The sequence below is a fragment of the Ruegeria sp. TM1040 genome, from assembly GCF_000014065.1.
Classification (GTDB): Bacteria; Pseudomonadota; Alphaproteobacteria; order Rhodobacterales; family Rhodobacteraceae; genus Epibacterium.
Genome location: NC_008044.1, coordinates 1,582,634 through 1,601,148, shown reverse-complemented (window position 1 = coordinate 1,601,148; position 18,515 = coordinate 1,582,634). Strand labels below are relative to the sequence as shown.

Sequence of the window (18,515 nt, the reverse complement as noted above, 5' to 3'; positions counted from 1 at the left end):
TATGAAGACGTTTATGGCCGTCCTAACCGTGGTCGCGGGGATTATTGGCCTCTGGTATCTTGCCTGCGTGCCGATGAACATCAAGGGGGTGCTGGACGCCGCTGAGCGGGCAGGGGAGCAGGTGGAGCCTGCAACCGCGCGTGAGCGTCGAGACGCTTCGGCACTTGGACTTGTGGTTCAGAACAGCTTTGCGATTTCGCGTGCATGGTCGGTGGAGCGCCCGCGCTTGCCGGCGCCGCATCAGGTCGCCACAGAGCTCTGGGACACCACGGTGATGAAGAAGATCACCTCCAAACGCAGCCTGATCTATCATGGGCAAGTGACGCTCTCCGCGACGCTTCTTGGATTTGCGATCGGCACAGGGCTTGGCATCCTGCTTGCGGTCGGGATCGTGCATTCCAGAGTCATGGACATGTCGGTGATGCCCTGGGCCATCGTGAGCCAGACCATTCCGATCATCGCGCTGGCGCCAATGATCATCGTCGTCTTGTATTCCATTGGCGTACAAGGGCTTTTGCCCAAGGCGATCATCGCCGCCTACCTCAGTTTCTTTCCTGTGGTGGTCGGTATGGTCAAAGGCTTGCGCAGCCCGGATCACATGCAGCTTGATCTGATGAAGACCTACAACGCCTCGCAGGGGCAGGTGTTCTGGAAGCTGCGTCTGCCCTCGTCGATGCCTTATCTCTTTGCCTCGCTCAAGATCGGCATTGCGGCCTCGCTCGTGGGGGCCATCGTTGGGGAATTGCCGACTGGTGCGGTCGCAGGGCTTGGCGCGCGGCTTCTGGCAGGAAGCTACTACGGTCAGACGGTGCAGATCTGGTCGGCGCTTTTTGCAGCGGCCATCTTGGCTGCGGCTCTGGTGGCGCTCCTCGGAGTACTCGAGCGCATGCTGCTTGGGCGTATGGGGGTGAAACCATGAGTGGAAAACGTCTGATGGCAACCCGGCCCCAAACTCCTCTGGAGGTGCGCTGATGTATTTGGTTTTCTTAGCTGCAGTAGTCTGGTGCGCGGGGTGGTGGATCAACACTCGCCTTGCCAATGGGCCAAAGGCGGATAGCCGTGCGGTGGGCCTCCTGGTGCCGGCGATCTTTGGGGTGACAATCCTCATCGTCTGGGAGCTGCTGGTGCGCGGCCTTGAGGTCCCGCTGGTGATCTTGCCCGCGCCCTCGTTGATTGCCGAGCGATTTGCGGCGAGCCTGCCGATCCTTTGGGCAGACTTCAGCCAGACCATCCTCAAAGGGGCGCTGGGTGGCTATGTGATCGGCTGTGGCGCGGCGTTTCTGACCGCCATTTTGGTGGATCGCAGTGATTTCCTGCGTCGCGGGCTGTTGCCGGTGGGGAATTTCGTCGCGGCGCTGCCGATTGTTGGCACCGCGCCGATCCTGGTGATGTGGTTTGGCTTTGACTGGCAGTCCAAGGCGGCCGTGGTCGTGGTGATGGTGTTCTTCCCGATGCTGGTGAACACCGTGGCCGGGCTGCGCGAAACCGACCAGATGCAACGCGATCTGATGCGCACCTATGCCGCGTCCTATTGGCAGAGCCTCATCAAACTGCGCTTGCCTGCGGCCTTGCCGTTTGTCTTCAATGGTCTCAAGATCTCGACAACCCTGGCGCTGATCGGGGCAATCGTGGCGGAGTTCTTTGGCTCGCCAACGGTTGGGATGGGGTTCCGGATCTCCACCTCGGTCGGGCAGCTTGCGCTTGATATGGTGTGGGCCGAGATCGTTGTCGCTGCGCTCGCAGGCTCGCTCTTTTATGGGCTCGTGGCTCTCTTGGAGAAGTCACTAACCTTCTGGCACCCGTCCCAACGGGGCTGACAAAAACGCGTGTCCCTGCGCGACGTGGGGGCACATCATCATTTGGGCGCAAGGTGCTGTATAGAGGGATAAATCCCCGCCATGCCCGGTGCCCAAGTCTTGTGCGAAACCAAGGGATCGATCGTCAATTAATGGCAAATCTTTTGCGTGTCGATCTCAACTCGCGCATGATTTCATCATAACCAACAGGGAGTTCAATCTGATGAAAAACGTGCTAACAGCCGCCGCCATGGCACTGATGGCAACCTCTGCTGCGCAGGCCGCAGATGAGGTGAAGCTGCAACTGAAATGGGTCACCCAGGCGCAGTTTGCAGGCTACTATGTGGCGCTGGACAAAGGGTTTTACGGGGAAGAAGAGCTGGATGTGACCATTCTTCCCGGTGGCCCCGACATCGCGCCCACGCAGGTGATCGCAGGGGGCGGCGCGGATGTGACCGTGGAATGGATGCCCGCAGCTCTGGCTGCGCGGGAAAAGGGGCTGCCGCTGGTCAACATTGCCCAGCCGTTCAAATCTTCTGGCATGATGCTCACCTGCTGGAAAGACACCGGCATCTCTGCACCCAAGGATCTCGCGGATCGCACTCTTGGGGTCTGGTTCTTCGGCAATGAGTTCCCCTTCATGAGCTGGATGGGCAAGCTCGGTATCTCGACAGAGGGCAAGGGTCCCGAAGGCGTAGAGGTTTTGAAACAGGGCTTTAACGTCGATCCTCTGCTGCAGCGGCAGGCCGATTGCATCTCCACCATGACCTATAACGAATATTGGCAGGTGATTGATGCGGGGGTCTCGGCTGATGAGCTTGTGACCTTCAAATACGAGGACCAAGGCGTCGCAACGCTCGAGGATGGCCTCTATGTGCTCGAGGACAACCTCTCCGATCCGGCCTTCGTCGACAAAATGGAGCGCTTTGTCCGAGCGTCTATGAAGGGTTGGAAATACGCCGAAGAGAACCCGGAGGAGGCCGCAGAAATCGTGCTCGACAATGATGCCTCTGGTGCCCAGACCGAAACCCACCAAAAGCGGATGATGGGCGAGATTGCCAAACTCACTTCCGGCAGCAATGGCGCGCTTGACGTGGCAGACTACGAGCGCACGGTGCAGACCCTGCTGAGCGGCGGCTCTGACCCGGTCATCACCAAGGCGCCTGAAGGGGCGTGGACCCATGCGATCACCGATGCGGCGCTGAACTGATTTCGCACCACGGTAATGCCATCGTAAATTAACTGGATACCCAGCCGAGGCTTCGGCTGGGTATCGTCAATTTTAAGAGAAAGTAACATTCTGTTAAGGGCTTGCACGCTTCACTTGTGCGGGGATCTGCTCCCCGTTGTACGGGGGAGAGAATGTCCCAGTTAACAAGTGAGTTGGGTTTTTGTGGGGCGGCGTCGCCAAACGTGCGCCGCTCCGCAGTTCTCGAACGCGTCTGTCTCAAGGCGCGCCTTCGGACACGGATCGGCGGTGCGCCAGAGGCTTTGGTGCTTTATTACGCAGCCAGTGTTCCAGCACATGTAAACGGCGATCTACGCGGGTCTTATGCTGTCACAAACCTGAGGGTCTGTCCGTCGGGCTGCCTCAGAACCGAGGACGTCCTGGGCGCACTCGCGCATGGATTTTCACGCGTTTTCATCGAGTTGTCGCCCGATATTCGTCTAATACATCGACAGCTCGACCTTGTCGAAGATATTGCTGCCTGCGCTGGATTGGATGGGACGGTTGCTCTGTTCCACTCTGAAAACGCGCTTTCGGTCCTGCTGGATGACCCCATCAAAGATGACGCAGATGCCGCGATACCACCTGAGCCTCGCGCAGAGACGGAAGCACCCTCAGTGGCGGGGTATGTGAGCCTCACGGACGGATGTACGCTGTGCCAACACTGTGTATGGTCCTGTCCCACGGATGCGATGCACCTGGGCGATACGGGCAACACGCTGGAGATCCGCGATCAGGCCTGCACGGGCTGCGGTCTCTGCGCAAGCGCCTGTCCCGAGCGGGTGCTGTCAATCCTACCGGTTGCTACAGTCCTGTGCAGCGCCTGAGGGCGCACCGGGGTATCTGAGCCTGAGGAGCTACCGGGCGCTCTGTTGAAAAGTCAGTCGGAAAAACGACCGTATTTGCCCTGATGGAATACCAAACCGGGTCCCAGATCGGCGCGGCGGCTGACGTTCAGGACTTCACCCACCAAAATGGTGTGATCGCCACCTGGGTGGGCGGCGTGATGGGCGCAGTCCAGGCGGACCATTGCGTCGTCGAGAACGGGCTGATTTTGCGTGTTCCGGCTCCAGGGGTGGACGTCAAAGGCCTCGCCATGGCGGGCAAAATGCAGCGCTGCATCCATGTGATCTTCGGCCATCACATGAATCGAGAAGTGTTTGGCCCCCACAAATGGGTCATGCCGCTTCGAGTGTACGGCCGGACACCACAGCACCAGCGGCGGCGTCAGCGAGACAGAGGTGAAGCTGTTGACGGTCATCGCAAGCGGTCCGCGCTCAGTCTGTGTTGTGACCACGACCACACCGGTTGCAAAACACCCCAATGCCGCACGCATCTCTGCCTGAGTGTCGGGGCCGGGAGTGAAGCTGGTAAGGGTCATGGGGCAGGGGATCCGTTGCTGTCATCAATGCTGCGCGTGCCTCTGAGGGATAGCGGGCCTCGCCCTTATTTCAACCTCTGCCCTTGGATGCAAAAGAAAATAAATCAGATGCCTCCGACCCTCGGGGCGGAGGCATCTGATGCTCTCGCGCAGAGGGCGACCTTAGTGCAGGATCGTTTCCACCACAGAGGATATCTGCGTCGCAACGCTGCTGATTTCCGCCATTGCATCCACGGATTTCAGCACGCCGGCCTCTTGGTAATAGGCGATCAGCGGTGCGGTCTGCGCATGATAGGCCTCAAGCCGGCTGGCCACTGTCTCTGCCCGATCATCAGCGCGCCGCGTGAGGGTTTCACCGCCGCATTTGGCGCAGACTTCACCCGGCATAGGCGGCTTGAAGGTGTCGTGATAGCCTTCTCCGCAATCCGCGCAGGTGGAGCGCCCGGAGATCCGTGTCACCATCGCGCTGTCATTCACTTCGAGGCTGATTGCTGCGTTGATCCGCTGTCCGGTCGAGGCCAGCAGCCCATCCAGCGCTTTGGCCTGCACGGTTGTGCGCGGGAAGCCGTCGAGGATGACCCCGTTGCGGCAATCTGCGTCGTTCATCCGGTCCTTGAGGATGGCGATGACGATCTCGTCAGAGACCAGACCGCCCGCATCCATCACCGCCTTGGCCTGTTTGCCCGCATCGGTGCCCGCAGCCACGGCCGCACGCAGAAGATCCCCGGTGGAAAGCTGCACAAGGCCGTATTTTTCCTGAAGCATCCGCGCCTGCGTGCCTTTGCCAGCCCCCGGAGGGCCCAGCAGGATCAGTACCGCGGGGCGGGTCATAACATCTGTGGTCATGGTCGCTTAACCCTTGTTGGCACGGTTGGAGATCAGATCATCGACGACCGAAGGATCCGCGAGGGTCGAGGTGTCGCCGAGGCTGCCAAAATCATTCTCCGCAATTTTACGCAGGATGCGGCGCATGATCTTGCCCGAACGTGTCTTCGGCAGGCCAGGCGCCCATTGGATTACATCAGGCGATGCAATGGGGCCAATCTCGGTGCGCACCCACTGACGCAGCTCCTTCAGGAGCTCGTCAGAAGGCTCGCGATCATTCATCAGGGTGACATAGCAGTAGATGCCCTGGCCCTTGATCTCATGCGGGTAGCCCACAACAGCGGCTTCGGCCACGGCGGCATGTGCGACAAGCGCGCTTTCCACCTCGGCGGTGCCCATGCGGTGACCAGAGACGTTGATCACATCGTCCACGCGCCCGGTGATCCAATAGTCGCCGTCGGCATCGCGGCGGCACCCATCACCCGTGAAATAATAGCCTTTGTAATCAGAGAAGTAGGTCTTCTCGAAACGTTCGTGATCGCCCCAGACTGTACGCATCTGGCCCGGCCAGCTGTCCTTGATACAGAGCACGCCCTCAACGCCGTTGCCGTCGATTTCAGCGCCCGACTGCGGATCGAGGACGACAGGCTCCACGCCAAAGAAGGGCTTCATCGCAGCACCCGGTTTGGTGGCGTGGGCGCCAGGCAGCGGGGTCATCAGGTGTCCGCCGGTCTCAGTCTGCCACCAGGTATCGACGATCGGGCATTTGCTCTTGCCGACCACATCATTGTACCAGTTCCAGGCCTCCGGGTTGATGGGCTCGCCCACTGTGCCGAGGAGCTTCAGGTCGGAGAGGTCGTATTTCTCGACAAATTCCGTCCCTTGCCCCATCAGGGCGCGGATCGCCGTCGGTGCCGTGTAGAACTGGTTGACCTTGTGCTTTTCGCAGACCGCCCAGAACCGGCCCGCATCGGGGTAGGTGGGCACGCCCTCAAACATCAATGTGGTGGCGCCATTGGCGAGGGGGCCATACACGATATAGCTATGGCCCGTGACCCAGCCCACATCGGCCGTACACCAGTAGATGTCGCCATCGTGGTAATCAAACGTCACCTCATGGGTGAGTGCGGCATAGGTGAGGTAGCCACCGGTGGTGTGTACAACGCCCTTGGGCTGCCCGGTCGAACCGGAGGTGTAGAGAATGAACAGCGGATCCTCTGCGTCCATTGCGGCGGGTTTGCAGTAGTCATTCGCCTCCAGCGCCATCTCGTTATAGTCGTGGTCGCGACCGTCGATCCATGTGGTCTGACCGCCGGTGCGGCGCACCACGAGGCACTTCACGCTTTCCTTGCAGTGCAGCAGGGCGGCGTCGGCGTTCGACTTCAGAGGCGTCTTGCGCCCTCCGCGCGGGGCCTCGTCGGCGGTGATCACAACCTTGGCGTCGCAGCCATTAATCCGCGCCGCCAGGGCGTCCGGTGAAAACCCTGCAAAAACAATTGAGTGGATCGCACCGATGCGCGCGCAGGCCAGCATGGCATAGGCGGCTTCGGGGATCATGGGCAGGTAGATCACCACTCGGTCGCCTTTGCCGACACCCATGCTCTCGAGGATGTTGGCCATGCGGCAGGTTCTGAGGTGCAGCTCCTTGTAGGAGATGTGCTTGGCCTCATCGGATGGATCATCAGGCTCCCAGATGATCGCGGTCTGATCGCCACGGGTCTCCAGATGGCGGTCGATGCAGTTGGCTGCGACGTTCAGCTGACCGTCCTCGAACCATTTGATGTCCACGTTGCCAAAATCATAGGACACATTCTTGACCTTGGTGAACGGCTTGATCCAGTCGATGCGTTCAGCCTGCTCTGCCCAGAACTTCTCTGGGTTCTCAAGGGATTGCGCGTACATCTCGTCGTATTTTGCCGCATTGACATGGGCGTTTTTGACGATGTCCTCAGACGGTGGGTAAACTGCGCTCTCGGGCGTGGTCATGGAATGTCCTCCCTCCAAAATTCTCTTGGGCGCGATCTCCACATGGAAGTGCGCCAAGAGTCAAACCTTCTCCAACCTTGGGCGTGATAATAAGCGAAGTTGAAAAGATGTGAATAAACATCGTTAAAATAAGGGCTTGCTTGTAAATCTTTTTCCGCTGCCCGCTGAAATACTGTAAATTTACGGTAGAAATTGACGATTTTTACATGGATAGACAGAATTTTTCCTGTCAATCGCTCCAGTGTAGACGCCATTGGCGTCGCCGGTATCAGTTGGGATTGTGTTCGAGTGGGCTGCGGCGTTTGCGCGCAGAATGTGGCCCTGTGGCGGCCTGCCGCGACTGGGCACCGTTTCAGGCGCTTTGTTTCAGACGGGTGGCGCGCAGTCTCTCTCGCAACTCTGCGGTGCTGATTTCATCGCGTGCCAGCGGAGCATAGACCTGCTCGGTCGCCATTCTCGCGAGTTTGGGGGGCAACCCGTGCAAATAGCGCAACCGGGGCAGCAAAGCGGCGAGCTTTGCCACGGAGCGAGGCGAGAGCCCGCGCAAAGACCAGGGGCCGGGGAAAAAGCTCTCCGTTGCGACGCCGCCGGAAAACAAGACCTGGTGCCGCTCAAGCAGGACATGAACATAGGTGACGCCGCCTAGAGGGCAATCAACACTGACCTGATCCGGCGCTACCTGAAGGAGTTGATTGGCGCGCAGGAAACGCTCGGTCCGATCCTGTGGGTCGGCGAACACGAACCGGTGCTGACGCGACACCGTCATGGGCTGCGCCAGTTGAAGGCTCCCGCCTGGGTGCAGTGTGATGGGCCTCAGCCGCGGATTGGACATGAGTGCGCTATGGGGAACATGGGTTGTTCCAATCCAGATCACGGGTTGGCAGCCCTCATCAGCCGTCTGCATCAGATCGCCGACCCGGAGTGTCTCAACCGGACGTGGCCCCGTCGCAGTGTCGATCAGTGTGCCCGTGGTGAAACAGGGAATGCCCGCAGAATAGAGATTGGCCGGGGCAGACATAAAGGTCGGTGGCACGCCAAGGAGCACCAGCTGCTCGCCATCCGGGAACGTCAGCACCGCATTGCCGCTGCCATCGTCGCTGACGACAACATCGTTTCGTGTGACGCTGCCGCCAGGTCCTGTACCGCCCGAGAGATTGGACACATCGAGCTGGTCGTTGAAGCGCCCATCGCCATCCAGATCGCCGGTACCAAAATCGGTGATGGTGTCGCGCCCGCCGCTGGTGGTAAGGACAAAGAGGTCCTCCCCACCGGCGCTTGTCATCACGTCATCACCCAGGCCCCCGGTGATGGTGTCATGGCCGATGCCGCTGGAGAGCGTGTCATTGCCGCTGGAGCCGATGATGGTGTCATCCCCGGTCCCTGCATCCAGAGATACGCCGGTGGCAGCAGCGCTGGCATCAAAAAAATCAGCCTGATTGGTCAGGGTGATCTGCTCGATGTCGCTGAAGGTGATCGTATCCGACCCGCTGACGATGTCCCCGGCCTCATCCCCCGAATAGGTAACCGAAACCGGCCCAGACAGGTTGGACGCGTCAATGTGATCGCCTTCACCCGCACCCCCATCGATCGTGTCATTCCCGGAGTGATCTTCGAGGATAAAAGTGTCGTCGCCTTCGCCCCCGATGAGCTGATCGTTGTCGCTTGCAGTGACAGTCGGAACCTCGGTGGTGAAGACCTCGCTGGCAGTAAGCGGCGTGGAGCCGTCGTGATAGATCACAAAGCTCTGCGTATTGCCGTTCGCATATGTAATTGTAATGTCGGAATAATAATCTGTCGGCGAGGACGCGTTGGTCATCGAAATCGAAGCATAGGCCTCGGGCAGTACGATCCGGTCATTGCCGACGTCAAAGTCGCCAATGGTCAGGGTGCCGGTGTTGTTGGTGGTTCCGACAACCACATAGTCAGCCTCGCCATCGCCAGAGCCCGACTCGGTGGGCGTATTGTTCATGCGGATGACGGCGTTGCTGCCTGTTTCCGCATTCCAGTGATAGAAGTCCTGACCGGTTGTGCCGTGATAATTGTCGCCGTTGTACACCTGCACATAGGTCGGCGCCGCAGCGTCTGAATCGCTGCCGCTGTAGATCACATCATCGCCAGCGCCGCCGACAATCGTGTCGTCTCCCTCGCCTCCGCGAATGGTGTCATTGCCGTCGCCAGCAAGGATGTAGTCATCCTGATTGGTGATGTCCTGCCCATCGGCGTCGGTATAGCCGACGTCCATGTTGTCCGCGCCGGAGGTGCCGTCGATGGAATAGACGTCCGGTGTGCCATCTACAACCGAGGTCGAGAAATGACCCGGGGCCGGGCCACTGTCAAAGCTTGTGGTCTCGTATTGGGTGGCGTCATTGGTATCGCGTGAGCCTTCGAGTTCGTAGACATTTCCATTGCCATCGGTCAGGCCGACGCTGTTGCCGAGCGTGTCGCCATCACCATACTGGATGTCCTCATAGATAAACTCGAGATCAAAGTTGCCGCCGCCTGTATCGGTCAGCACAACCTGAAAGGAGTTCGTGCCGGCGCCCGAAGAGGGGGCAACATCGAGCCAGGTGATCGTGACCGTGCCGTTGACCGTGTCGAGATCCCACAGGATGTCGCCGCCCTGGCTGAGATCCATATCGGTCCACAGCGGTGCGATCAGTGGGCCTTGGTTAAAACCTTCGAGGCCCTCGGGGTTGTAGGTGGTGCTGTCCCAATCAAAACCAATGACACCGTTGGTGCCGACGTTGAACCCGGTATAGTTCTGGCCAAAGAGCGTGATCCCTCCAGGGCCGAACACCGAGGTGATATCAACATAAACGCTGCCATCATCGAGGGTGCCGCTGTCCGGCCCATTCGTGACAAAGCTGTTTTCACCATACCCCGTCGCACCGCCGAGGCCTGAGTTCATCGTTGCCATTTACTCTTCCAGCCCCTGCAAGAGGGGCAGCTTCTTGTTACCGGGCCAATTGAACAGGGCTCATCATCGTTTTATGCGAAAATTCTTAAGTTCCTGTTGAGGGTGAATGACGGGCGAAAAGTGAAAACGCCATCAAATATGGGACTATCTCTTCGGGGTCAGCCACTGATGCGTCTGCAGAGGTTGAGTAAATTTCAAATATGCAAACCTAGGGCAGCGCGCTGAAGCGAGGTGCTGCGCGCTCATGTGGTGCGTCTCGCATGATCCGGTTGTTCCGTCTGCGGCGCCTTTTTCGTCTTTCAGATCGACTGCTTTTGGCGGGCGCGCATGCACAATCTGCGAATTTGCGCGTGGCAATGTCGGTCAGGTCGCAGGCATTGCCACGCATCGCAGAGCCTTTTGTGAAAGACGCGCGCCGCAGTGTCGCGGATCATCAAGACTGATGCGCGCCCTGATCTTGGCGTTGACCAGAAGAGGGAGCGGCGTCCCAGTCTTGACGCGAGCTAATTGCGGACGTTTTGGCCTCAGGAGCGAGGCCGTAGTTCGGGGTTCTCAACTCCGGGTTAATGCGGAGGCTCAAGTCGCCCAATCTTGGCCAGAGCCGGAAGATCCAGCCCTAAAGCAATAAGGGAGGCAGCAGTTTATGTGCACTCCCTCTTGGGGGTCTTATGTCGGGGCGGGAACCTTACTGGTCCATCCACACCTTCGATGGGAAAGGCGCGGTGGCATGAGTGCCGACCGCGCCCTTAGATCGGAATGGCTTGGGATGAGTCCCAACCGGGGGGGACTCTAGAGGACTAGGTGCCGGTGCGCAGTTCCAGTTCAGGTTCCACGGTTGGCGGCGGCGTGTTCGGGATCGGCGCGACATGTTTTGCGATCTTGATTTCGCCCTCGGATACAAAATTCGCGATCTCTTTCGACATCACCGAGGCATCGCTGGCGAGGGTCTGGCTTGCGCCAGTGGTCTCTTCCACCATAGCGACGTTGTTTTGTGTCACCTCATCAAGATGACCGATGCCGCTGTTGATTTCGCTGAGCGTTACGGCTTGTTCCTCGGCTCCGCGTGCGATGACGCTGACGTTCTCAGAAATCGAGTTCACGCTGCTGATGATCGCCTCGAGTTCTGTGCCGGTGCGGCCCACCAGGGTCACGCCGTCAGAGACATGGGTGGCGCTTTGATCGATCAAGCCTTTGATTTCACCAGCGGCATCCGCAGAGCGAAGCGCTAGATTTCGGACCTCGGAGGCAACCACGGCAAATCCGCGCCCCGCTTCGCCTGCGCGCGCAGCTTCGACGCCAGCGTTCAAGGCCAGCAGGTTGGTCTGAAAGGCGATGTCGTCGATCACGGAGATGATCTTTGAAATGCTTTGCGAGGATTCTTCGATCTTGGACATTGCTTTTACAGCGTCACTGACGACCTGGCCGCTTTTCTCAGCGGTCACGCGGGCCTGGCGAACATTGTCCTCGACTTCGCGTGCGCCATCCGCCGAAGAGCGGACGGTTGCTGTCAACTCCTCGACTGCGGCGGCTGTTTCCTCCAGTGTCGCCGCCTGATTTTCCGTGCGTTGCGACAGTTCAGAGGAGGAGTCATTCAACTGACCCGCCGTGCGTGTGACGCCATCTGCCACTTCGCGCACCGTGCGAATGGTGTTTTGCAGAGAGCTGACAGCCTCGTTATAGGCTGTGGAGAGACGCCCGATGTCATCGATGTCGGAGGGGGCGCATCGATAGGTCAAATCACCGTTTCTCAGTTGTTCCAGCGCGGCGGCAATTCCAAGAATTTCCATTCGGCGCTTGGTGATGTTGGACGCGATTTTCACGATCCGGTCGACGGTCCCATCTTCATTGAAGAACGGCGCGTAGGTTGCTTGAATCCAAACAACTTCTCCGTCCTTGCGCAGCCTCGGAAACTGATCCGTCAGCGGATTGCCCGCAGCCAGATCGCGCCACATCTGCTTGTAGGCGTCTTTTCTCACAAAACTCGGATAGACAAACATGCTGTGGTGTTGGCCCTCGATTTCCTCAAGCGTGTAGCCCAGCGTGTCCAAAAAGACCTTGTTTGCGCGAATGATGGTCCCATCGACCTTGAACTCGATGACGGCCTGGGTGTTTTCGATCATCGCGCGCAGCTTCTGATCGTCATTCAGGCTGGAGGACGCAGCGGTTTTGGACTTCTTAAAAAGCATGTAGGAGTTCCATCGCAGGAGTGGATCGACGCCGATACCGCTCGGCGAAACTTCCCGCCAGATTAGCGTTGAATTCCTAACATAATCCTTCCGCCAATGCGGTAGCGCCTCTTACCGTCATTTCAGCGCAAAGCGCGATCCCCGTGATCTTCTGGTGCACAATAGAGCCTCGTATCACACGATCTGAAACCCGTCGGCGTGGCGTAGTTTTTCTCATTCTAGATTAACTGCACCTTAAACTCTGGGCTTTATTAAAACTTTCACGAGCCACGCGACGTGGAACTTTTGACGAGGAAACGGCCTGGAAGATGCGGTTATCATCTCACAACCTCCCTGATACGACTGCGCCGTCGCGCCCACATGTGACCGTGTTTTGTGCGGTCTGGCACAAACAGCCAAACAAGCTGGAGTTGCTGAAATCCCATTGGGACAATCTAAAACGGCAAAGCATCCCGGTAGAGCCTTGTTATATTTTCGACAATGGGGACACCGCGCCCGAATGGCTGGCCGCACCGTGGCACTCCTTCTCCGAGCCTCTGACCATCTACGAGGCATGGGCAGCAGGGGTGGCGCTTGCGCGCACCCGGTTCGTCATGAACCTCAACATGGATGACCGGCTGAGCACGGATGCGGCTGAAATGATGCTGCGCGGGCTTTTGCAGACGGATACAGCCTTGATTGGCGGTGAATGGATCATCCAGTTCGACCACGCGTTTCAGACGGAGGTCTTTGGGTCGAGCGATCCTAAACAAACCTGTTTTGAGCCCGCTTGGCCCCCCGCTCCGATTGAGGGCGATAAACGTTTGCGCCTCGGAAGCGGCACGGGCGAGCGGGGTACGCTTGGGCCTGCAACGCTTTGGGATCTTGAGAAAACTCAGCGCTGGTATCCAACTCATTTCGGCAATCGCGACCCGATCCTGTCGATTGGCGATGCGATTTTCTGGCAGCATCTGCACAAGAAAAAACTGCGCACCGCGCGGCTGCCTCTGGTTATTGGGCGGTATTTTTCCTCACCGGATGCGCAGGCCGAGTTCCGCCCGCACAATGACGAGGAAAACCTGCGCACCCATGGTGTGCATGAGGTGTCTTTTGCCCAGAGCATAACAGCCACACGGAACGCGATGCCCCAACCGGCACCGCAAGGCGCGTCCCCGTTTCCAAAATCGCGCAACGCAATAGAAAACGAAAGCCAGGCTCTCGCGCTAAAATATCTTGGTCTTCTGGGCCATGGCACTCCGGCCGCGTCACATCCCCGAGCATGAGCCAGCCCCTTCGCATATTTCTGACCGGCAGTGGCGGCATCCTTGGCAGGCATGTTTCAACCGCGCTCCTGGCTCATGCGCCAGGCGCGCAGGTTTTGCGCAATACTGCGGATCTCACGGATTTGGCCGCGACCACGCGGGTGGTGCAGAGGGCAGGCCCGCTTGATCTGGTGATCCATCTCGCTGCTTTGGTTCCCGTGGACGAGGTCTGCGCTGATCCGGCGCGCGGCTATGCTGTCAACGCGGGCGGAACGATCAATCTACTCGCCGCTTTGGCTGCTGCAGAAGTAGGGCAGGCGACACCTGCGCGCCTGCTGCATTGCTCGTCCGGTCATGTCTACGCCGCCCAGGACCGCCCCATCTCTGAGGAGGATCCAACAGATCCGGTCTCGGTCTATGGAAAGACCAAACTGATGGGAGAACAGGCCGCTCGCGACATCTGCGCCCAAGTCGGGCGCGCTCTCTGCGTGGCGCGTCTATTCTCGATCCATGATCCTGCGCAGGAGGGAAACTACCTGCGCCCATCACTGGAACGTCGCCTTGCAAAAGCCAGCCCAGAAACGGAATTCGAACTATATGGTGCTGGCAGCTTGCGCGATTTCCTCACCGCTGAGGCGGCTGCGCAGCAGCTTGTGCGCCTGGCTATTTCTTCCTTTGAAGGGGTGGTGAACCTCGGTTCCGGTCGCGCCCAGACTGTCGCCGAGTTCGCCCAGAGCTTTGCGCCTTTTCCTCTCAAAATCAAAGCCATGGGAGCCGATAACAATCTGGTTCCCGACGTCTCCCTCCTGCATGACATCCTTGGAGAAGCAAATGACTGAGTCCGTATCCATTGTCATCCCGACGTTTAACCGCGCAGAGATGCTCCCCAAGGCGATCGACAGCGCCTTGGCGCAGACCCATAGCTGCGAGGTGATTGTGGTCGACCATGGGTCCACCGACAGCACCCCCGAGGTGGCAGCCTCTTATGGCGACAAGATCACCTATGTGCGGCGCGATCGCGATTTTGGACCACATTTCTGCTGGTTGGATGGCATTTTGCATGCAAACAGCACCTATGTTCATCTGCAATATGACGACGATTGGATCGCCGAGACCTTTATCGAAAAGTGCCTGAGTGTCATGGGTGAGGATGTGGGCTTTGCCTTCAGTGGGGCCGAAGTGATCGACGATAAGAGCGGTCGCCAGATGATGACGCAGTTTCTGGAATGGCTGCCCCAGACCGGCACTTTCGACAATCATCTCGCCGAGGAGAAAATCGTCGGCTCGCTGATTTCGCCGGGTGCGGCGCTCTTTCGTAAGCAGGTGCTGATCGATGCGCTTTATCAGGGCCGCCTGCCACTGCAGACCAGTGAGTATCATGGGGTGGGGCCAGATATTTTTGCCTCACTCCTGTCGATGTTGCGCTACCCGCGTGTCGGATTTGTCAAGGAGCCCCTTGCCAGTTTCCGCGCCCATGACGGCAGCATCACCATCGATGCATTCAAGGATGCACAAAAGAAACGCGACATTGCGGCCGCCTACAACGAGGTGCGCGCCTACTATGTCGAATTGAAAGCCATGCAGATGGTGAGGGCCGCGCAGTGACCACCTCCAAAACAGTTAAACCGGTTCTTCTGGCGGAAGAGACGATCTCTCAGGACGACCTCAAGATCACGACAGAATGGATGCTGGCTGGCAATCGCCTGACAAAGGCCGAAGTCACCAGCCAGTTCGAGGCCAGCTTTGCCGAGTGGATGGGTTGCAATTACGCGGTTTTTGTAAACTCGGGGTCCTCGGCGAACCTGCTGATGATCTATGCAGCCAAAGAGGCCGGTCGCCTGCGCAACAACAAGGTGATCGCACCCGGCGTTAGCTGGGTGACGACCGTCTCGCCCCTGATGCAACTGGGATTTGATGTGCGTCTGTGTGACTGCGACCCCCTGAACCTCGGGCTTGATCTCAACCACCTGGAGGAGCTCTGCCGAACAGAGGCGCCCTCGATGCTGCTGCTGGTGCATGTGCTTGGGCACGCCAACCACCTGCGCGAGATCAAGGAGATCTGCGCGCGCTATGATGTGATCCTTCTGGAGGACAGCTGCGAGGCGCTTGGGTCGACCTTTGAGGGGCAGAAACTCGGCTGTCACGGTCTTGCGGGGAGTTTCTCGTTTTATTACGGGCATCACATCTCCACCATCGAAGGTGGCATGGTGGTAACCGACGATCAGGAACTGCATCAGGTCATGCTGTCGCTGCGCTCGCACGGGTGGAGCCGGGATCTTGCGCCGGGGCGCCAGGCGGACCTACAGCGCACGCATAATGTGGATGAGTTCCGCAATCTCTACACGTTCTATTATGCGGGCTTCAATCTGCGCTCGACCGACCTGCAGGCCTACATCGGGTTGCAGCAGCTCAAAAAGCTCGATGAAATCTGCCGCATTCGGGCGGAGAATTTCGAGACCTACGCGCAAGGCCTGCCTGGGTTTTTCAAGCAGCAGAGCGAGACAGAACTGCTGTCGTCGTTTGCCTATGGAACGCTGGTGGAAAACCGAATGGAGGTCGCGCGTGCGCTCAAGGCCGAGTCGATTGAATGTCGCCCTCTGATCTGTGGCAATATCGCCCGCCACCCGTTCTGGGTACGGGTCTATGGTGATCAGGTTCTGCCAAATGCCGACCTGATTCATGATTTTGGCATCTACCTTCCCAATCACCACAACCTCAACGCAGCCGACATTGATCGCGTCGCTGAGTGTTTCAACTCTGTGGCCTGCCCAATGGACTCAAACCTGAGACAAAGCGCCTGAACCCGCGCCTGAACCTTGAGCCTGCACGCCCCAAAAGCGCGTGCCCGAATACACGAGGATAACATGACCAAACGTGCGCTCATCACCGGGGTCACCGGTCAAGACGGCTCTTACCTGGCAGAGTTCCTGCTGGAGAAGGGCTATGAGGTGCATGGCATTAAGCGCCGCGCCTCATCCTTCAACACCAGCCGTATCGACCATATCTATCAGGATCCGCACACGGATCGGGCGCGCTTCAAGCTGCATTATGGAGATCTGGCCGACACTTCCAACCTGACGCGGATCTTGCGCGAGGTCGAACCGGATGAGGTGTATAACCTCGGTGCGCAATCTCATGTCGCGGTGTCTTTTGAGGCTCCGGAATACACGGCAGATGTGGATGCCATTGGCACACTGCGCCTCTTGGAGGCGATCCGTTTCCTCGGTCTTGAGCAGAAGACCCGGTTTTATCAGGCCTCGACATCTGAGCTCTATGGTCTGGTGCAGGAGACGCCGCAACGCGAAACGACTCCGTTTCACCCCCGCTCGCCCTATGCGGTGGCCAAGATGTACGCCTATTGGATCACGGTGAACTACCGCGAGGCTTATGGCCTTTACGCTTGTAACGGCATTCTGTTCAACCATGAGAGCCCGCGCCGGGGTGAGACATTTGTGACCCGCAAGATCACCCGCGGCCTTGCCAATATCGCACAGGGGCTCGAGCCCTGCCTTTACATGGGCAATATCGACAGCCTGCGGGATTGGGGTCATGCCAAGGACTATGTGCGCATGCAGTGGATGATGCTGCAGCAAGACACGCCCGAGGATTTCGTGATCGCCACGGGCAAGCAATCTTCCGTGCGGGAGTTCATCATCTGGTCGGCAGCGGAACTCGGGATTGAGCTCGAGTTTTCCGGCAAGGGCGTGGACGAGGTGGCAACTGTCACCGCGATCAACGGTGATGCCGCACCCGCGCTCAGGGTGGGCGATATTGTCATGCGTATTGATCCGCGGTACTTCCGTCCGGCCGAGGTCGACACGCTCCTTGGAGATCCGACAAAGGCGAAGGAAAAACTCGGCTGGGTGCCGGAGATCACGGCGCAGGAGATGTGCGCGGAAATGATTGAGGAAGACCTGAAAACCGCGCGCCGTCATGCCCTTTTGAAAGAACATGGCTATGATCTGCCGGTCTGCATCGGGGAGTAAACCCTGCCATGACATCTGAACAGGTGTTTGATCTACGGGGAAAGCGCATTTTTGTGGCTGGTCATCGTGGAATGGTCGGCGGTGCGGTCTTGCGACGGCTGGCCGAAGAAGACTGTGAGGTCGTGACTGCCGGCCGCGAGGATCTGGATCTTACGCGGCAACAGGCAGTGATGGAGTGGATGGCCGCAACCCGTCCGGATGCCATCATCATGGCTGCAGCACGGGTCGGGGGTATCAAGGCGAACAGCGACTATCCCGTTGATTTCCTGTTGCAAAACCTTCAGATCGAAACCAATCTTGCCGAGGCTGCACATGCTGCAGATGTCCAGCGTTTCCTGTTTCTGGGCTCTTCCTGCATCTATCCGAAATTCGCCCCGCAACCCATTCCCGAGGCAAGCCTGCTGACTGGCGCGCTCGAGCCGAGCAACGAATGGTACGCGGTGGCCAAGATCGCAGGCATCAAGCTGATGCAGGCCTATCGCCAGCAATACGGGCGGGATTGGATTTCGGCGATGCCCACCAATCTCTATGGGCCGGGGGACAACTATGATCTTGAGACCAGTCATGTGCTGCCCGCTCTGTTGCACAAGTTCCATACTGCTCGTTTGACGGGGGCGGATCAGGTCACGCTCTGGGGGTCGGGCACTCCGCTGCGCGAGTTTCTTCATTGCGACGATCTGGCCGATGCGCTGGTGTTCTTGCTGAAACACTATTCGGGTGCGGACCATGTCAATGTTGGCTCGGGCAAGGAAATCAGCATTCGCGCGCTCGCCGAACTCATTGCCGAGATCGTGGGTGTGAGCCCCGAGTTGGTTTTTGACAGCTCAAAGCCAGATGGAACGCCGCGCAAGCTGATGGACAGCGCGCGTTTGGCGGCCATGGGCTGGTCTGGCGCACGCCCCCTGCGCGACGGGATCGCAGAAACCTACGCGGCGTTTGTGGCGCAACTGGACAGCGTTGAAGCCTGAA

Annotated in this window: 15 protein-coding genes; 10 read left to right on the top strand and 5 right to left on the bottom strand. The window is 58.6% G+C overall.

The genetic code is table 11. The features are described from left to right. Position 1: 1 nt before the first annotated feature. The 4 genes from TM1040_RS11855 to TM1040_RS20570 all read left to right on the top strand — a co-directional run bounded on the left by TM1040_RS11855 (position 2) and on the right by TM1040_RS20570 (position 3,851). Positions 2-919 carry an ABC transporter permease gene (locus TM1040_RS11855; protein ID WP_011538830.1) on the top strand — a complete coding sequence of 306 codons (918 nt, stop codon included), beginning with the start codon at positions 2-4 and terminating at the stop codon, positions 917-919. A 52-nt stretch (positions 920-971) separates the two neighbouring features. Next, complete coding sequence (locus tag TM1040_RS11850) at positions 972-1,817, top strand: ABC transporter permease (protein WP_011538829.1); 846 nt, start codon at positions 972-974, stop codon at positions 1,815-1,817. Between the two features lie 202 nt (positions 1,818-2,019). Beyond that, complete coding sequence (locus TM1040_RS11845) at positions 2,020-3,006, top strand: ABC transporter substrate-binding protein (RefSeq protein WP_011538828.1); 987 nt, start codon at positions 2,020-2,022, stop codon at positions 3,004-3,006. Positions 3,007-3,158: 152 nt separating this feature from the next. Further along, on the top strand, positions 3,159-3,851 hold the full coding sequence (locus TM1040_RS20570; protein WP_256378222.1) for a 4Fe-4S dicluster domain-containing protein: 693 nt from the start codon (positions 3,159-3,161) through the stop codon (positions 3,849-3,851). Positions 3,852-3,904: 53 nt separating this feature from the next. Here TM1040_RS20570 and TM1040_RS11840 read toward each other — a convergent pair whose 3' ends face one another. The 5 genes from TM1040_RS11840 to TM1040_RS11815 all read right to left on the bottom strand — a co-directional run bounded on the left by TM1040_RS11840 (position 3,905) and on the right by TM1040_RS11815 (position 12,319). Beyond that, entirely contained in the window at positions 3,905-4,405 is a 501-nt protein-coding gene (locus tag TM1040_RS11840) for a flavin reductase family protein (RefSeq protein WP_011538826.1), read from the bottom strand. A gap of 162 nt (positions 4,406-4,567) precedes the next feature. Next, positions 4,568-5,251, bottom strand: a complete 684-nt coding sequence (locus TM1040_RS11835) for an adenylate kinase (RefSeq protein ID WP_011538825.1) — start codon at positions 5,249-5,251, stop codon at positions 4,568-4,570. A gap of 6 nt (positions 5,252-5,257) precedes the next feature. Further along, positions 5,258-7,216 (bottom strand): acetate--CoA ligase, encoded by a 1,959-nt coding sequence (gene acs / locus TM1040_RS11830; protein WP_011538824.1) that lies wholly within the window; start codon positions 7,214-7,216, stop codon positions 5,258-5,260. A 352-nt stretch (positions 7,217-7,568) separates the two neighbouring features. Then, the gene (locus TM1040_RS11825; protein ID WP_011538823.1) at positions 7,569-10,133 is read right to left on the bottom strand and encodes a Hint domain-containing protein; all 2,565 of its coding nucleotides are present in this window, start codon (positions 10,131-10,133) and stop codon (positions 7,569-7,571) included. Positions 10,134-10,930: 797 nt separating this feature from the next. Beyond that, positions 10,931-12,319 (bottom strand): methyl-accepting chemotaxis protein, encoded by a 1,389-nt coding sequence (locus tag TM1040_RS11815; RefSeq protein ID WP_011538822.1) that lies wholly within the window; start codon positions 12,317-12,319, stop codon positions 10,931-10,933. A 308-nt stretch (positions 12,320-12,627) separates the two neighbouring features. Here TM1040_RS11815 and TM1040_RS11810 point away from each other — a divergent pair, with 308 nt between their 5' ends. From TM1040_RS11810 to TM1040_RS11785, 6 genes are all read left to right on the top strand, one after another. Continuing rightward, positions 12,628-13,581, top strand: coding sequence for a glycosyltransferase family 2 protein (locus tag TM1040_RS11810; protein WP_011538821.1), 954 nt, complete (start codon positions 12,628-12,630; stop codon positions 13,579-13,581). Further along, positions 13,578-14,399 carry an NAD-dependent epimerase/dehydratase family protein gene (locus TM1040_RS11805; RefSeq protein ID WP_011538820.1) on the top strand — a complete coding sequence of 274 codons (822 nt, stop codon included), beginning with the start codon at positions 13,578-13,580 and terminating at the stop codon, positions 14,397-14,399. The genes TM1040_RS11810 and TM1040_RS11805 overlap by 4 nt, the downstream gene beginning before the upstream one ends. Beyond that, a complete protein-coding gene (locus TM1040_RS11800) occupies positions 14,392-15,165 on the top strand; it encodes a glycosyltransferase family 2 protein (protein ID WP_011538819.1) in 774 nt (257 codons plus the stop codon). The genes TM1040_RS11805 and TM1040_RS11800 overlap by 8 nt, the downstream gene beginning before the upstream one ends. Then, positions 15,162-16,361 carry a DegT/DnrJ/EryC1/StrS family aminotransferase gene (locus TM1040_RS11795; protein ID WP_011538818.1) on the top strand — a complete coding sequence of 400 codons (1,200 nt, stop codon included), beginning with the start codon at positions 15,162-15,164 and terminating at the stop codon, positions 16,359-16,361. Before TM1040_RS11800 ends, TM1040_RS11795 begins: the two co-directional genes overlap by 4 nt. A 63-nt stretch (positions 16,362-16,424) precedes the next feature. After that, the gene (gmd, locus tag TM1040_RS11790; protein WP_011538817.1) at positions 16,425-17,546 is read left to right on the top strand and encodes a GDP-mannose 4,6-dehydratase; all 1,122 of its coding nucleotides are present in this window, start codon (positions 16,425-16,427) and stop codon (positions 17,544-17,546) included. An 8-nt stretch (positions 17,547-17,554) separates the two neighbouring features. Continuing rightward, a complete protein-coding gene (locus tag TM1040_RS11785; RefSeq protein ID WP_011538816.1) occupies positions 17,555-18,514 on the top strand; it encodes a GDP-L-fucose synthase family protein in 960 nt (319 codons plus the stop codon). Position 18,515: the final 1 nt, after the last annotated feature.

Bases quoted from the DNA above. Each gene is read 5' to 3' on its own strand.
- TM1040_RS11855 (WP_011538830.1), top strand. From the start codon at position 2: ATGAAGACGTTTATGGCCGTCCTAACCGTGGTCGCGGGGATTATTGGC.
- TM1040_RS11850 (WP_011538829.1), top strand. From the start codon at position 972: ATGTATTTGGTTTTCTTAGCTGCAGTAGTCTGGTGCGCGGGGTGGTGG.
- TM1040_RS11845 (WP_011538828.1), top strand. From the start codon at position 2,020: ATGAAAAACGTGCTAACAGCCGCCGCCATGGCACTGATGGCAACCTCT.
- TM1040_RS20570 (WP_256378222.1), top strand. From the start codon at position 3,159: ATGTCCCAGTTAACAAGTGAGTTGGGTTTTTGTGGGGCGGCGTCGCCA.
- TM1040_RS11840 (WP_011538826.1), bottom strand. From the start codon at position 4,405: ATGACCCTTACCAGCTTCACTCCCGGCCCCGACACTCAGGCAGAGATG.
- TM1040_RS11835 (WP_011538825.1), bottom strand. From the start codon at position 5,251: ATGACCACAGATGTTATGACCCGCCCCGCGGTACTGATCCTGCTGGGC.
- acs (WP_011538824.1), bottom strand. From the start codon at position 7,216: ATGACCACGCCCGAGAGCGCAGTTTACCCACCGTCTGAGGACATCGTC.
- TM1040_RS11825 (WP_011538823.1), bottom strand. From the start codon at position 10,133: ATGGCAACGATGAACTCAGGCCTCGGCGGTGCGACGGGGTATGGTGAA.
- TM1040_RS11815 (WP_011538822.1), bottom strand. From the start codon at position 12,319: ATGCTTTTTAAGAAGTCCAAAACCGCTGCGTCCTCCAGCCTGAATGAC.
- TM1040_RS11810 (WP_011538821.1), top strand. From the start codon at position 12,628: ATGCGGTTATCATCTCACAACCTCCCTGATACGACTGCGCCGTCGCGC.
- TM1040_RS11805 (WP_011538820.1), top strand. From the start codon at position 13,578: ATGAGCCAGCCCCTTCGCATATTTCTGACCGGCAGTGGCGGCATCCTT.
- TM1040_RS11800 (WP_011538819.1), top strand. From the start codon at position 14,392: ATGACTGAGTCCGTATCCATTGTCATCCCGACGTTTAACCGCGCAGAG.
- gmd (WP_011538817.1), top strand. From the start codon at position 16,425: ATGACCAAACGTGCGCTCATCACCGGGGTCACCGGTCAAGACGGCTCT.
- TM1040_RS11785 (WP_011538816.1), top strand. From the start codon at position 17,555: ATGACATCTGAACAGGTGTTTGATCTACGGGGAAAGCGCATTTTTGTG.